This window comes from Streptomyces sp. NPDC051664 (genome assembly GCF_044453545.1).
Lineage (GTDB): Bacteria > Actinomycetota > Actinomycetes > Streptomycetales > Streptomycetaceae > Streptomyces.
On record NZ_JBITCU010000019.1, the window covers coordinates 38,484 to 53,702 of the forward strand.

The following is a 15,219-nucleotide window of genomic DNA, read 5'->3' on the forward strand; positions in this document are numbered from 1 at the left end:
GACGGGACGGGCCGCCGACTACGGGTTTGCCGGTCGGCGGACCATGAGATACGCCTGAGGGCCGGCCTCGTTTCTGTCGGCCTCGCGCACGAGCGTGGCGTCCACGACGAACCCGGCCCGGCGCAGCAGCTCCGCCACACGCTCGGGCTCCAGCCAGTAGACGTCGAGTGCCAGAGGATGGCCGTACGCGTGTTCAAGGTGCCGGATCTCGTCACCCGCCTTGAAGGCGAGCAGCAAATGGCCGCCCGGGGCCAGCACCCGGTGGAACTCGGCGAACACTTCCGGCAACAGCTCCGGCGGGGTGTGGATGATGGAGTACCAGGCGATGATGCCGCCGAGACTGCCGTCCTTCAGATCCAGCGCGTTCATCGAACCCACGTCGAAACGAAGGTCCGGATAGGTCCGACGGGCCACCGCGATCATCTCCGGCGACAGGTCGATGCCGCGTGCGGTCAGCCCCAGGGACCACAGGTGCCCTGTCACCCGGCCGGGGCCGCATCCGATGTCGGCGACCGGTCCGGCATCGGACCCCTGCACGAGTTCGACGAATGCGGCCAGCATCGCCCGGTCCAGCGGCCTGTATCCGAGTTCCGTTCTCAGGAGTTCGGCGTAGTTCACGGCGACGGTGTCGTAGGAGGCCCGGGTGGTGCTCAAGTAGGTGGGTTCAGTCATGGGCGAGCAGCGTAGTGGCTGACAGAAATTGCATTGCCCGCGCCCCCGGCCGCCCCCATCATCTGCTCATGAACTCGATCACCGTCCTCCTGTCGCTGACCCTCGCCGCCGCCCGACCGGTCCGAGGCCAGCAGCAGCCCGGCCCACCGCGGGGGCCTGACTTGCTGCACGCGTGATCGCCGCCCTGGTCGCGGGGCTCCTGGCCGGCTTCGGCATCGCCATGCCGATCGGAGCGGTCGGGGCCTACCTGGTGACCCTGACGGCCCGGACGTCTCTGAGGACAGGTGCCGCAGCCGCGCTCGGTGTCGCGACGGCCGACGGCCTCTATGCGCTGATCGCGGTCGTCGGAGGTTCGTCGCTCAGCCACGTCATCGAGCCCGTCGCGCTGCCCCTGCGCTGGGCGTCGGCGCTGGTGCTCGTCGCACTGGCGGCTCTGGGTGGGGCCACGGCAATCGGCAGGTACCGCAAGCGGCATTCGGCAGTCCGGGCCGACGGGGCACCCCTCGGCCCCGCGCGGGCCTATCTGGGGCTGCTCGGAATGACGATGCTGAACCCCACCACCGTGATCTACTTCGCGGCGCTGGTGCTCGGTAGCCGGACGGTCGCTGCGGAACCGGACCGCTGGGAACAGTCGGTGTTCGTCATCGCGGCCTTCGCGGCATCCGCGGGCTGGCAACTGGTGCTCGCCGGTGGGGGAGCGCTGCTCGGCCGTGCGCTGGCCAGCCATCGTGGGCGGCTCGTCACCGCCCTGGCCTCCAGCACACTGATCACCGCACTCGCCGTCCATCTGGTCGTACCGTCGTCATGACGCCGGGCTGCCGGCCGAACCGGCCGGCAGCCCGGGTCCTGCTCGACGTCGCCCGCCGGGCGCGCCGGCCCGCCTCAGTCCGCGGACACCGTCCACCCGTTGGCCTCGATACGCCCCGCGTCGCCGGACCTGCTGTCGTCGAAGACCGTACGGCCGTGGTCCTCGACCCGGATGGCGTCCACGTACGCCCCGCGTCCGACGTACAGCTGGTCCGTGGTGTACCGCCACCGCAGCCGCACCTCCTTGTCGCGCCAGGCGGCAAGGTCCGCGTCCAGCCGGTGCCAGACCCGGCCCGACCAGCCGGAGACGGAGCCGGCCGGATGCGGTTCGGGCTCCGTCCCGTGGTGTTCGGCCGCTGTCGGAACGGTGGTGAACGGCACCGGCTGCCAGGTCGCCCCGGCATCCGAAGAGGCCTCCAGGAACAGGAAGTCGGAGCCCGGCTCGGTGTCCCACCACAGCGCGCAGCTCAGCGCGGCACGCGACGTCACCGGACGCAGCACGGGCAGTGCGAGCGTGGCGGAGGCGGCGCTCGCCATGCCGGAGAACCAGGCGGTTCGGCCCCGGGCCGGGCGCACCGCCACCGCTCGCGCCATCTGATTCGCGGTGGCGACACGTGGTGCGCTGCCGGAGCGCCAAGTGCGCACCGGGTGGACCGAGTTGCCCAGCACGATCAGGAACGAGTCGGTCGTCGGATCGAGGACCAGGCTTGTGCCCGTGAAGCCGGTGTGGCCCGCGGTGCGCGGGGTGGCCATCGCCCCCATGTACCAGTGCTGGTAGAGCTCGAAGCCGAGCCCGTGCGCGTCACCCGGGAACGCGGTGTTGAAGTCGGTGAACAGGAGATCCACCGACTCGTCGGAGAGGATTCTCGCGTGCCCGTAGACACCGCCGTTGAGCAGCGTTCGGGCGAGGATCGCCAGGTCCCAGGCGCAGGAGAAGACTCCGGCGTGGCCCGCCACCCCGTCCAGGCTGTAGGCGTTCTCGTCGTGCACCTCGCCCCAGACGAGGCCGCGGTCCAGGCCGGACCAGGGCAGTCGGGCGTCCTCGGTCGCCGCGATCTTCGGCTTCCAGGCGGCCGGCGGGTTGTAGCGAGTGCGGTGCATACCGAGCGGAGCGGTGATCTCCTCGCGGAGCAGGACATCCTGGGCGCGGCCGGTGATCTTCTCCAGGACCAGCTGCAACGAGATCAGATTGAGGTCGGAGTAGAGGTACACGGTGCCGGGTGGGTTGGCCGGCACCTCGTTCCACAGCAGCTCCAGCTTTCCCTCCCGCGTCGGCGCGTTGTAGAGCGGAATCCAGGCACGGAAACCCGACGTGTGCGTCAGCAGCTGACGGATCGTGATGTTCTGCTTGCCGCCCCCCGCGAAGTCGGGCAGATACGAGGCGACCTTCGCCTCCAGCTCCAGCGCCCCGCGCTCGATCTGCTGCACGGCCAGGATCGAGGTGAACAGCTTCGACACCGACGCCAGATCGAAGATCGTGTCCTCGGCCATCGCGATCTGCTGGTCCGCCGGGAACTCCACCCCGGTGTCGGTCTTCTCGTCGTATGCCGCGTACCGCACCGCCTTGCCGATCGGCCGGTGCAGTGCCACCGTGCCACCGCGCCCCGCGAGCAGCACCGCGCCCGCGAACCACGGGTGCTTGGGGGAGGCTCCGAGGAACTTCTCTGCGTCGGTGACCAATTGGTCCAGCGGCCCCTGCAACAGGCCGGCGCGGGCGGCGGAACCGCGCCGCAGCGTCGGCCGGCCGCGCGCGGCATCCGCGCCCGGTCCCGATGCCCCCGCCTCCGACGTCCCCGACGAACCCGCCCCAGATTCCATGGCCGACGCCGTCTCCGCGAACGGAATCGGTGCCAGGGCGAGCGCCCCGCCCAGTGCCAGCATCCCGCCGCTCAGCCTGCGTCGGCTGATTCCTCTGCCGGTTGCGTCCTCGGTCATCCGGAACCCCTTCCTACCGGGTGAAAGTTACTTTCGTCATTCAGTCCTGTGGTGAAACTTCCTGCCGCCGCAGAGATTACTGTCACCCCTGCTGTCCCGGAGGCTCCCGGCGCCACAAAGAATCTGACACTGCATCAGAAAACCTCTTCCTTCGAATGTCCGACTGCGGCATCCTGCCGCCCATGGAGACGGAGCTGAGCAAGAAACTGGGAGTCGAGCACGCCATCTTCGGCTTCACGCCGTTCCCGGCGGTGGCCGCGGCCATCACCCGGGCCGGCGGGTTCGGCGTACTCGGCGCGGTCCGCTACACCGCCCCCGACGACCTCGCGCGCGACCTCGACTGGATGCAGGAGCACACCGACGGCAAGCCGTACGGCCTCGATGTCGTCATGCCCGCCAGAAAGGTGGAGGGGGTGACCGAGGCCGATGTCGAGGCGATGATCCCGGCCGGACACCGCCAGTTCGTCCAGGACACCCTCGCCAAGCACGGTGTCCCCGAACTCGCCGACGGCGAGGCCTCCGGCTGGCGGATCACCGGATGGATGGAGGAGGTCGCCCGCAACCAGCTCGACGTCGCCTTCGAGTACCCCATCAAGCTGCTCGCCAACGCCCTCGGTTCGCCACCCGCCGACGTCGTGCAACGCGCACATGACGGGGACGTTCTCGTCGCCGCCCTCGCCGGAAGCGCCAGACACGCCCGGCACCACACGGACGCGGGCATCGACATCGTCGTCGCCCAGGGGTACGAGGCGGGCGGCCACACCGGGGAGATCGCCTCCATGGTCCTCGTCCCCGACGTCGTCGACGCCGTGGGACCGCTCCCCGTCCTCGCCGCCGGAGGCATCGGCAGCGGAGAGCAGATCGCCGCCGGACTCGCCCTCGGGGCGCAGGGCGTCTGGCTCGGCTCGCTCTGGCTGACCACCGAGGAGGCCGACCTCCACTCCCGCGCGCTGACCCGCAAACTGCTTGCCGCAGGATCCGGCGACACCGTCCGCTCCCGCGCCCTCACCGGCAAACCCGCACGCCAGCTCCGTACCGAATGGACCGACGCCTGGGACGACCCGTCGGGACCCGGCACGCTTCCCATGCCGCTCCAGGGGCTGCTGGTCGCCGAGGCCGTCTCCCGCATCCAGAAGTACGAGACCGGCGCACTGCTCGGCACCCCCGTCGGCCAGATCGTCGGCAGGATGAACACCGAACGCAGCGTGCAGGCCGTCTTCGACGACCTGACCAGCGGCTTCGAACGCGCCGTGGACCGGATCAACCGCATCGCCGGACGGAGCGTCGCATGAACCAGCCGCCGAACGGCTTCTGGGCCCAGGCCACCGCCGACCCCGACCGTAAGGTCCTGGTCGCGCCCGACGGGCAGACCTGGACCGCAGGCCGGCTGCACGCCGCTGCCAACCGCCTGGTCCACGGGCTGCGTGCGGCAGGACTCCGGCAGGGGGACGCGTTCGCCGTCGTCCTCCCCAACGGCGTCGAGTTCTTCACCGCCTACCTCGCCGCCGCCCAGGCCGGCCTCTACCTCGTACCCGTCAACCACCATCTCGTCGGCCCCGAGATCGCCTGGATCGTCTCCGACTCCGGCTCCAAGGTGCTGATCGCGCACGAGCGGTTCACCGACGCCGCGACCGCCGCCGCGGACGAGGCGAAGCTGCCCGCGAGCCACCGGTACGCCGTCGGCGAGGTCGACGGCTTCCGTCCCTACGCCGAACTGCTCGACGGGCAGTCCGACGCCCCGCCCGACGACCGCACGCTCGGCTGGGTCATGAACTACACCTCCGGCACCACCGGCCGGCCGCGCGGCATCCGCCGCCCGCTGCCCGGCAGGCTCCCGGAGGAGAGCCATCTCGGCGGGTTCCTCGGCATCTTCGGCATCAGGCCGTTCGACGACAACGTCCACCTGGTCTGCTCGCCGCTCTACCACACCGCCGTACTCCAGTTCGCGGGCGCCGCCCTGCACATCGGGCACCCCCTGGTGCTGATGGACAAGTGGGCTCCCGAGGAGATGCTGCGGGTCATCGACGCCCACCGCTGCACGCACACGCACATGGTCCCCACCCAGTTCCACCGCCTACTGGCCCTGCCCGACAAGGTGAAGGAGCGGTACGACGTCACCTCGATGCGGCATGCGATCCATGGCGCGGCCCCCTGCCCCGACCACGTCAAACGCGCCATGATCGACTGGTGGGGGCGGTGCGTCGAGGAGTACTACGCCGCCAGCGAGGGCGGCGGGGCGTTCGCCACCGCCGAGGACTGGCTGAAGAAGCCCGGCACGGTCGGGAAGGCCTGGCCGATCAGCGAACTCGCCGTCTTCGACGACGACGGCAACCTCCTCCCGCCGGGCGAACTGGGCACCGTCTATATGAAGATGAGCACCGGCGGCTTCAGCTACCACAAGGACAGGACCAAGACGGAGACGAACCGCATCGGCGACTTCTTCACCGTCGGCGACCTCGGCATCCTCGACGAGGACGGCTATCTCTTCCTCCGCGACCGCAAGATCGACATGATCATTTCGGGCGGCGTGAACATCTACCCTGCCGAGATCGAAGCCGCCCTCCTCGCCCACCCCGCGGTCGCCGACGCCGCCGTCTTCGGCATCCCGCACGCCGACTGGGGCGAGGAGGTCAAGGCGGTCGTCGAACCGGCCGAGGGGCACCTGCCGGGCGACGGGTTCGCCACCGAGATCCTCGCCCACTGCGCACAGCGGCTCGCCGGGTACAAACGCCCCAAGAGCGTCGACTTCATCGAGACGATGCCACGCGACCCGAACGGCAAGCTGTACAAGCGACGGCTGCGCGACCCGTACTGGGAAGGCCACCGCCGGCCCCTGTGACCGACGGGCCGGCACCCTGCCATCTCCGGGCGGGGTACCGGCCCACAGCGGACTACCGGTGCTCGTGCACCCGCACCACCCGCAGCGCGGGCGAGCGGGCGATGTCCTTCTCACAGAACCGGGAGGTCACCCAGCGCTCACCCGAGTAGAGCTCGGTCTGGTCGCTGAAGTGCGGAGACTTCGCGTTCGAGGACTGGGAGTACGTCAGCAGGGTCCGGGCCACCGGGCACCTGGAGCCGTCCCAGCCGACCGCCTGGACATAGCTGGAGCCGGCCGACACCTCCGTGTAGCCGCCACCTGCCGTGTCCCACACCGGCTCCGTCTTGTTCCAGATGCCGAGGGACTCCGTACCGCCGCCGACCGGGATGCGCTTCCCGTTCCGTACGACCCCTTGGTGGTCGCCGAGCGGCGCGTCCAGGGCGATCCTGGCCGCGCGCAGCTCGGCGACCGCGTCGGCGAGCGCCGAAGTGACGCCCGGCGCCGAGGTGTTCAGCGTGTTCGGGGTACGGACCGGGTCCGCGGCGGAGAAGGGTACCTTCCACAGCTCGGCCGATGGCACCGCGGTGGCCCTGCGCCAGAACCGGTCGAAGAGCAGCGCGCCCCGGCTGCCGGTGTCGACCCTCCGGTCCCAGTGGGCAAGCACACCGCACGCCGCCGACACATCGACCGCTGTCCCGTCGCTGCCGACGGCACGCCCGCCGGGCAGCGCGGCGCAGGCGCGCGCCAGGTCGGCCGCGGCCAGATCTCCGGCCGGGGCGCGGTTCGCGTACTGCTGGTCCTGCAGGTCGCCGACGGTGAGCCGGCCCCTCGCCGCCATCGCCGACACATCCTCGATCGCGCCCCGGGTCCGCATCGACCGGGGCGCGGCGACCGTACCGAAGACCCGCTCGAAGCCGGTCAGCGGAGCGTCGGCGTTGGTCAGCCAGGCGCTGTCGTTGGAGTTCTCGACGTACGGGGCGTCCTTGACCGTCGGCATCCGGCCCGGCCCGAAGATGCCGGGCTGCACCGCGTCGGGGTCCGAACCGAGCGCACAGTCGCTCCTCGAACCGTCCAGCACCGCGAGCCCGGACGACGGGTACGTCGCCCGCCCCAGCGGGGTGGAGCACCGCTGCGCGAGCTCGTCCGTGATCCTCGGCAGCACCTGCGACTGGGAGAAGAACGAATGCCCCGACGAATCGGCGGCGATGGTGTTCACCCACGGCAGCCCCTGGGTGCGGCGCAACGCGGTCTGGATGTCCGCGGTGCTGCGGGCCCTGCTGAACCCGAGACCGGTGTCCGGGGACCGCAGATTCGTGGCGTTCGGGTCATTGAGCGCGTACGCGGTGGTCGCCGTCCACGGCAGCGGCAGCCCGGCACCGAGCGAGGTGACGACCGGACCGTACCGGGTCCACCACTGCGTGCGGGTCACCGCGGCGCCGCCCTTCACGGCCACCGAGACCGTGCGTTTCACCATGGGCTCCGGCCGGCCGTCCACCAGATGGACGGTCGGATCCGCCGGGTCGAGGGTCAGCTGATGCAGATTGAGGGTGACACCGGTGGCGACCGTGTGACTCCACGCGATGTTCGCGTTGTGCCCGATCGACACGGTCGCCGAACCGAGCAGCGAACCGCCCGCCACGTTCAGCTCCCCGGGGATGGTCTGCTGCGACTGCCAGAACCGCCGCCCGCCCTGCCACGGGTAGTGCGGATTGCCCAGCAGCAGCCCACGCCCGTTCGCCGTCGAACTGCCGCGGAACGCGACCGCGTTGGAGCCCATGTCCGCGTTCTGCGTGGACAGCAGCCGCTGCGCGGCCAGCGCCGCGTCCGTGGGCGGGACCCCGGGCGACACGGCCGCGCCCGTCGGCGGCTGCGCCGCTGTGATGCCGTCGATGCCGCGGCCCTGACCGCCCAGCACGGAGAGCGCGAAGGCGCGGGTCGTGACATCCAGGGCCGTCACCGGCCGCACCCAGTCGGCGTCCCGGCAGGCCGGATCCGTGATCCGGTTCTGGGCCAGCCAGGCGTTGTACCCGGCCGCCCAGCCGCGCTCCAGCTCCTTCACCTCATGGCTCTGACCCGCCGGAGCGGGCACCTTGAGCAGTTTCTCGACGGTGTGGCTGTCACGTATCCCACGGAAGTAGAGATCGCTGGAGAGATTCTTCGTCGCGGAGGACAGCGAGCCGTCCGGCGCCGCGTCCGCACCGAAGTACCTCGACCGCTCGCCGCGCAGCGTCACGAAGCCGTCGGCGAGCGTGCACACCTGGTCGGCGGCCTGCGCCCAGCCGTTGCCGAACCCGAGATCCGCGTAGTCCTTCGCCACGATGTGCGGGATGCCGTACTCGGTGTAGCGGATCACGGCGGACAGCCCGCCGCCCGACGGGTGCCGGCCGTGCGAGGGGCCGGCCGCGGCCGGTGGCAGGGACGCCGACACGGTGAACAGAGCGAGACCGGATACCGCGAGAAGTCTCAGACGGTTTCGGAGGGGCAAGGGTCCTCCCAACTGTGCGTGCACGAAAGGCGGTTGCTCGGATCTTCCGAGACGCCACGCGCAACTCAGCCAGCAGCCGCGTACCCCTGTCAACATCGCGGCCGGGATCCGCACTTGACCACCGGATCCGCACTTGACCACCGGGCCCCGGCCGCACAGGATCACGCCATGACAGGTGTACGCAGCTCCACAGTCGACGGCGTCGTGACGCGCAGCGCCCGGCGCACTCCTGAGCGCACCGCCGTGCGGTATGCCGAGCGGTCCTGGACGTACCGGGCCCTCGACACGGCGGTCAGCACCGCGGCCGCCGTCCTCCTCGACGGACACGGCCTGCACCCCGGCGACCGGGTCGCCTCCTACGCGCACAACTCCGACGCGTACCTGATCGCGTACCTCGCCTGCGCCCGCGCGGGCCTCGTCCATGTGCCGGTCAACCAGAACCTGACCGGCGACGACCTGACGTACATCCTGCAGCAGTCGGGCAGCGCCCTCGTCCTCACCGATCCGGACCTTGCCGACCGGATCCCGGCGGGTTTCGCCGTACGTCCGCTGCGCGACGCACCGCACTCCCTTCTCGGTGAACTCGCCACCCCGCGCCCCTTCACCGCCGAGCGCGAACCGGCCGCCGGCGACCTGGTGCAGCTGCTCTACACATCGGGCACCACCGCGCTCCCCAAGGGCGCGATGATGACGCACGGCGCCCTCGTCCACGAGTACGTCAGCGCGGTCACCGCCCTCGATTTGCGCCCCACCGACCGGCCCGTCCACTCACTGCCCCTCTACCACTCCGCGCAGATGCATGTGTTCCTGCTGCCGTACCTCGCGGTCGGCGCGGAGAACACCATCCTGGACGCGCCCGAAGCGGGCCGGATCTTCGACCTCGTCGAGGCCGGGCAGGCGGACAGTCTGTTCGCCCCGCCGACTGTCTGGATCGGCCTCGCCAACCACCCGGAGTTCGCCACCCGCGACCTCGGCGGGCTGCGCAAGGCGTACTACGGGGCGTCGATCATGCCGGTTCCGGTGCTGGAACGGCTCCGCGAGCGGTTGCCCGCGCTCGCCTTCTACAACTGCTTCGGGCAGAGCGAGATCGGCCCCCTCGCCACTGTCCTCGGACCCGACGAGCACGAGGGCCGGATGGACTCCTGCGGCCGGCCGGTGCTCTTCGTCGAGGCGCGAGTCGTCGACGAGCACGGCAAGGAGGTGCCCGACGGGACGGCGGGAGAGGTCGTCTACCGCTCCCCGCAGCTGTGCGAGGGCTACTGGGACAAGCCGGAGGAGAGCGCCGAGGCGTTCCGTGACGGCTGGTTCCACTCCGGAGATCTCGCGGTCCGGGACCCGGAGGGCTTCTTCACCGTCGTCGACCGGGTGAAGGACGTCATCAACTCCGGTGGTGTCCTGGTCGCCTCCCGCCAGGTCGAGGATGCCCTCTACACCCACCCCGCCGTCGCGGAGACAGCCGTCGTCGGGCTGCCCGACGAGCGCTGGATCGAGGCGGTCACGGCCGTCGTGGTCCTGCGCGCCGACGCCACGGAACAGCAGCTGCTCGACCATGTGCGGGAACGGCTCGCCCACTTCAAGGCCCCGAAGAGGGTCCTCTTCGTGGACGAGCTGCCGCGCAACGCCAGCGGGAAGATCCTCAAGCGCGAGCTCAGGGACCGGTTCGCGCTCCCCGGGTGACGATCGCGCCGCAGCCGATGTCGGCGACGGACCCCGACACGGCGGCGGCCCGGGCAGCGGCCGGGAACACCGCGGTACCCGCCCCATCCGGCGGCGGCGCCGGCTCCCCGGCGGCCCGACGCCAGGCGCTCAGCGCCCGCCGCGCTCGTCCACGATCCGCTTGAACTTGCCGACCGACCGCTCCAGCGTCTCGGGGTCGACGATCTCGACCTCCACCGACACCCCGATGCCCTCCTTGACGGCCGTCGTGATCGCGAGTGCTGCCGCCGCCCGCTGGTCCGGCGTCGACTCCGCCCGCGCCTCAGCCCGCACCGTCAGCGCGTCGAGCCGGCCCTCGCGGGTCAACCGGAGCTGGAAGTGCGGCGCCACCCCAGGTGTACGCAGCACGATCTCCTCGATCTGGGTCGGGAAGAGATTCACCCCGCGAAGGATCACCAGGTCGTCGCTGCGCCCGGTGACCTTCTCCATCCGCCGGAAGACCCTGGCCGTGCCGGGCAGCAGCCGGGTCAGATCCCGGGTCCGGTAGCGGATCACCGGCATGGCCTCCTTGGTGAGAGAGGTGAAGACGAGCTCTCCCTCCTTGCCCTCCGGCAGCACCTCACCGGTCAGCGGGTCGACGACCTCCGGATAGAAGTGGTCCTCCCAGATGTGTAGTCCGTCCTTCGTCTCGACGCACTCCTGGGCGACACCCGGGCCGATCACCTCCGACAGGCCGTAGATGTCGACCGCGTCGATGGCGAACCGCTCCTCGATCTCCCGGCGCATCTCCTGCGTCCACGGCTCGGCACCGAATATCCCGACCTTCAGCGAGGTCGTACGCGGATCGACGCCCTGCCGCTCGAACTCGTCGAGAAGCGTGAGCATGTACGACGGCGTGATCATGATGATCTCCGGCCGGAAGTCCTGGATCAGCTGCACCTGGCGGGCAGTCATGCCGCCGGACGCGGGGATGACTGTGCAGCCGAGCCGCTCCGCTCCGTAGTGTGCCCCGAGTCCGCCGGTGAACAGCCCGTACCCGTACGCCACATGGACCTTCTGGCCCGGGCGGCCGCCGGCCGCACGGATCGAGCGGGCGACCACATCCGCCCAGGTGTCGAGATCCGCCTCGGTATAGCCGACGACGGTGGGGCGGCCCGTGGTCCCGCTGGACGCATGGATGCGCCGTACCTGGTCCTCCGGTACCGCGAACATGCCGAACGGATAGTTGTCCCGCAGATCGGATTTCGTCGTGAACGGGAAGCGGGCCAGGTCGGCGAGGCTGCGGCAGTCGTCCGGGCGCAGCCCCGCCGCGTCGAACGCCGCACGGTAGAAGCCGACGTGGTCGTACGCATGGTGAAGTGTGGCGCGCAGACGCTCCAGCTGCAGCGCCTCCAGCTCCTTGCGGTCGAGCCGTTCCGCCGCGTCCAGCAGAGCCGTCATCCCGATCTCCCTCGTCCCGAGCAGACGACCGATCATTCGGTCGATCGTTACGGGAGCAGTAATTCAGGATGATCCGTAACCTGGCAAGGGGGGCGACACGATCGTGCGGGTCGGAGTGGAACCGCGGTGCGGATACGCTCACACCGAACACCGGTGCAGCCCGGCGCGGTGCCTGTTTGGATGGCGTGCATGCCGTTCTTTCACACATATGACGGGACCGAGCTCACCTACCACCTCCAGGGCGAGGGCGAGCCACTGCTCTGTGTGCCCGGTGGGCCGATGCAGGCCGCCGTCTACCTCGGCGACCTGGGCGGGCTCTCCGCCCACCGGCAGCTGGTGCTGCTCGATCTGCGGGGGACGGGCGACTCCGCGGAGCCCGACGATCCCGCGACGTACCGCTGCGATCGCCTCGTCGACGACGTCGAGGCGCTGCGCGTACACCTGGCCCTGGAGCGCATCGATCTGCTGGGGCACTCCGCGTCCGGCAACCTGGTCGAGCTCTACGCCGCCCGGTATCCGCAGAGGCTTGCCTCGCTCACGCTCGTCACTCCGGGAGCCCGGGCCGTCGGGGTGGAGATGACCGACCAGGACCGGACCGACGCCTTCGCGCTGCGCAGCGGCGAACCCTGGTACGAGGCCGGAGTCTCGGCACTGAAGGAGATCCAGGCCGGACGCGGCGGGAGCGAGCAGTGGGCGGCGGTCGAGCCGTTCGCATACGGACGGTGGGACGCCGCAGCTCAGACGCATGCCGCTGGGAAAGCGACGCAGCGCAATGCCCGGGCGATGGCCGTCTACTACCAGGACGGCGCCTTCGACACGGCGGCCACGGTTGCCGCATTGCACGACCTGCCGGTCCCGGTGCTCGTCCTGGCGGGGGAGTACGACGCAGCACCGACCCCCGACCGCGCCGCCGAACTGGCCGCGCTCTTTCCGCAGGCCGAGTTCGCCGTGCAGCGTGGGGCCGCGCACTTCCCGTGGCTCGACGACCCCGGCGGGTTCGTCCGCACCGTCCGTGCGTTCCTCGACCCCGAGGTGCACAGCGTGCAGGCCGGCGGCATACGGCTCGCGTACCGCGTCTGGGGCGATCCGTCCGCACCGCCCGTCGTCCTCGCGCACGGGCGGGGCGGCAACAGCCGGGACTGGACGGAGATCGCTGAACAGCTCGCCGCCGACCACCGGGTGTACGCACTCGACTTCCGCGGCCACGGCCTCAGCGACTGGACCGGCCGCTATTCATTCGAGCTGTTCCGCGACGATCTGCACGCCTTCATGGAGGCCCGCAATCTGGCCGGCGCCACCGTCGTCGGGCACTCGATGGGCGGCGCCGCCGCCTATCTGCTCGCCGAACAGGAACCCGGACTGATCGGCAGACTCGTCATCGAGGAAGCCCCGACGCTCATCCCGCTCGACCCGCCCCGTCCGCCTGCCGAACGCCCGGACCAGGAGCTCGACTTCGACTGGCCGGTCGTCCCGTCGATCGACGCCCAGCTCAACGACCCCGATCCGACGGGCCGTGAGCGCCTCGGCGACATCACCGCCCCGACACTCGTCATCGGCGGAGGCCCCGGCAGCCACCTCCCACAGGATCAACTCGCCCGGATGGCACGGCAGATCCCCGACTGCCGGTTCGTCACCATCGAAGCCGGACATCTCGTCCACACCGCACGCCCCGCCGAATTCCTGGTGGTGCTGCGGTCGTTCGGCATGGACTGAGATGTCGGCGACGGGTCCCGACGGCCTCCGCGGGAGTCAGTCGCGGCTGAGCAGGGTGGCCAGGACCTCGTGCAGGGTCGCCTCCGGGTCGGGCACGGAACCGGCCGACCGCCAGGCCACGAAGCCGTCGGGGCGCACCAGCACCGCGCCCTCGGCGGTCGTACCGTGGGCCTCGGCCCAGTCCGCCCCGTTCTCCGGCTCCAGATCGGATCCGGAGCCGATGCCGAACGCGTCGAGCCGCAGCGACAGCCGGTCGGCGACGCGCACGGCCGCACGACGCCACGCCGCATCCGCGCCGTCGCAGAGCAGTACGAACGAACGCTCGTACAGATCCAGTGTGGACTTGCGCTCACCGGACTGACGGACCCACAGATGCGGGGCCCTGGAGCCGGGGTCACCCGTCAGCTGCAATCCGCGCGGCACCACGGGCTGCTCGGGGTCGGCGCCCACCACGGCGCCACGGACATAGCGGTAGCCCAGTGCCACGGGAAGCAGGCCGCCCTGCTTCCCGCCGCCCGCACCGGGAGGCGGGGCATAACCGGGGTGGCTGTGCTCCGCGGAACGGGCGGAGGCCCGCTCGCTCGTCGCCCGGGCCACCGGCTGTCGCTCCGCCTCGTACGTGCCCAGCAGTCCCGGACCGGCCTCGCCGCGCAGCACGGCGGCGAGCTTCCAGGCGAGGTTGTGCGCGTCCTGGATACCGGTATTGGAGCCGAACGCCCCAGTGGGGGACATCTCGTGGGCCGAGTCGCCGGCGAGGAACACCCGGCCGGAGCCGTACCGGTCGGCGACGCGCTCCGCGGCGTGCCACGGTGCCTTGCCGGTGATCTCCACATCGATGTCGTGGGCGCCCGTCGCCCGGCGGATGTGTTCCGCGCACCGCTCGTCGGTGAAGTCCTCGAGGGTCTCGCCCTGTTCGGGCTTCCACGGTGCGTGGAACACCCAGTTCTGCTCGTTGTCCACGGGCAACAGTGCGCCGTCCGCCGCCGGGTTGGTGAGGTAGCACACGATGAACCGCCGGTCGCCCAGCACATCGGCGAGCTTCTTGGACCGGAAGGTGATGCTCACGTTGTGGAACAGGTCGCCGGGGCCCGACCGGCCGATCCGCAGCTGCTCCCTGATCGGACTGCGCGGGCCGTCGGCCGCGATGAGGTAGTCGGCGCGGACGGCCGTGTGCTCACCGGTCTCCCGGTTCTTCAGCACCGCGTCCACCGCTGACCCGTTCGAGTCGAAACTGAGCAGCTCGGTGGAGAACCTCAGATCACTGCCCTGCTCTCGGGCCTGGGCCAGCAGCACCGGCTCCAGATCGTTCTGGCTGCACAGGCACCAGCCGCTCGGGCTGAACCGGGCGAGTCCGCCACCTGGGTCGATCTCCTTGAACAGCCACTCCTGGTCGTCGCCGGTCAGCGAGCCCGCCTGGAGGATGCCATGGTTGTCTGCGAGGACCGAAGCTGCCTCCCGGATCCGCTGCTCCACCCCCGCCGTGCGGAAGACCTCCATGGTCCGGACGTTGTTGCCGCGCCCCCGCGGATGTGTGGAGGTGGCCGCGTGCTTCTCGACCAGCAGATGCTCGATGCCGAGCCTGCCGAGGAAGAGCGATGCGGACAGGCCCACCAGCGAGCCTCCCACGATGAGGACTGGTACGCGGTGGTCGACGTTCTCGTTCATCAGTTGCTCCCGCTAGGACGCTGTGCAG

General features: G+C 70.6%; 10 protein-coding genes. 5 read left to right on the forward strand and 5 right to left on the reverse strand.

What is annotated here, in order from left to right; all coding sequences use genetic code 11:
- Positions 1–18: 18 nt before the first annotated feature.
- Positions 19–672, reverse strand: coding sequence for a class I SAM-dependent DNA methyltransferase (locus ACIA8E_RS28495; protein WP_399302160.1), 654 nt, complete (start codon positions 670–672; stop codon positions 19–21).
- 172 nt (positions 673–844) lie between these two features.
- Here ACIA8E_RS28495 and ACIA8E_RS28500 point away from each other — a divergent pair, with 172 nt between their 5' ends.
- Positions 845–1,480, forward strand: a complete 636-nt coding sequence (locus tag ACIA8E_RS28500; protein WP_399302161.1) for a LysE family transporter — start codon at positions 845–847, stop codon at positions 1,478–1,480.
- Between the two features lie 74 nt (positions 1,481–1,554).
- Here ACIA8E_RS28500 and ACIA8E_RS28505 read toward each other — a convergent pair whose 3' ends face one another.
- Positions 1,555–3,414, reverse strand: coding sequence for a serine hydrolase (locus ACIA8E_RS28505; RefSeq protein ID WP_399302162.1), 1,860 nt, complete (start codon positions 3,412–3,414; stop codon positions 1,555–1,557).
- A 182-nt stretch (positions 3,415–3,596) separates the two neighbouring features.
- Between ACIA8E_RS28505 and ACIA8E_RS28510 the strand changes: the two genes are divergently transcribed.
- Together ACIA8E_RS28510 and ACIA8E_RS28515 are read left to right on the forward strand one after the other, a co-directional pair.
- Entirely contained in the window at positions 3,597–4,706 is a 1,110-nt protein-coding gene (locus tag ACIA8E_RS28510) for a nitronate monooxygenase (protein WP_399302163.1), read from the forward strand.
- Positions 4,703–6,253 carry an acyl-CoA synthetase gene (locus ACIA8E_RS28515; protein ID WP_399302164.1) on the forward strand — a complete coding sequence of 517 codons (1,551 nt, stop codon included), beginning with the start codon at positions 4,703–4,705 and terminating at the stop codon, positions 6,251–6,253. The genes ACIA8E_RS28510 and ACIA8E_RS28515 overlap by 4 nt, the downstream gene beginning before the upstream one ends.
- Positions 6,254–6,305: 52 nt before the next feature.
- Here ACIA8E_RS28515 and ACIA8E_RS28520 read toward each other — a convergent pair whose 3' ends face one another.
- Complete coding sequence (locus ACIA8E_RS28520; protein WP_399302165.1) at positions 6,306–8,717, reverse strand: penicillin acylase family protein; 2,412 nt, start codon at positions 8,715–8,717, stop codon at positions 6,306–6,308.
- 168 nt (positions 8,718–8,885) lie between these two features.
- On the opposite strand from ACIA8E_RS28520, the gene ACIA8E_RS28525 reads away from it, so the two are divergent.
- Positions 8,886–10,394, forward strand: a complete 1,509-nt coding sequence (locus ACIA8E_RS28525) for an acyl-CoA synthetase (RefSeq protein WP_399302166.1) — start codon at positions 8,886–8,888, stop codon at positions 10,392–10,394.
- 129 nt (positions 10,395–10,523) lie between these two features.
- Here the strand turns inward: ACIA8E_RS28525 and paaK are convergent, their stop codons facing one another.
- Positions 10,524–11,813 carry a phenylacetate--CoA ligase PaaK gene (gene paaK / locus ACIA8E_RS28530; protein WP_399302167.1) on the reverse strand — a complete coding sequence of 430 codons (1,290 nt, stop codon included), beginning with the start codon at positions 11,811–11,813 and terminating at the stop codon, positions 10,524–10,526.
- A gap of 189 nt (positions 11,814–12,002) precedes the next feature.
- Between paaK and ACIA8E_RS28535 the strand changes: the two genes are divergently transcribed.
- On the forward strand, positions 12,003–13,526 hold the full coding sequence (locus ACIA8E_RS28535; RefSeq protein WP_399302168.1) for an alpha/beta fold hydrolase: 1,524 nt from the start codon (positions 12,003–12,005) through the stop codon (positions 13,524–13,526).
- Between the two features lie 36 nt (positions 13,527–13,562).
- Here ACIA8E_RS28535 and ACIA8E_RS28540 read toward each other — a convergent pair whose 3' ends face one another.
- The gene (locus tag ACIA8E_RS28540; protein ID WP_399302169.1) at positions 13,563–15,191 is read right to left on the reverse strand and encodes an FAD-dependent oxidoreductase; all 1,629 of its coding nucleotides are present in this window, start codon (positions 15,189–15,191) and stop codon (positions 13,563–13,565) included.
- Positions 15,192–15,219: the final 28 nt, after the last annotated feature.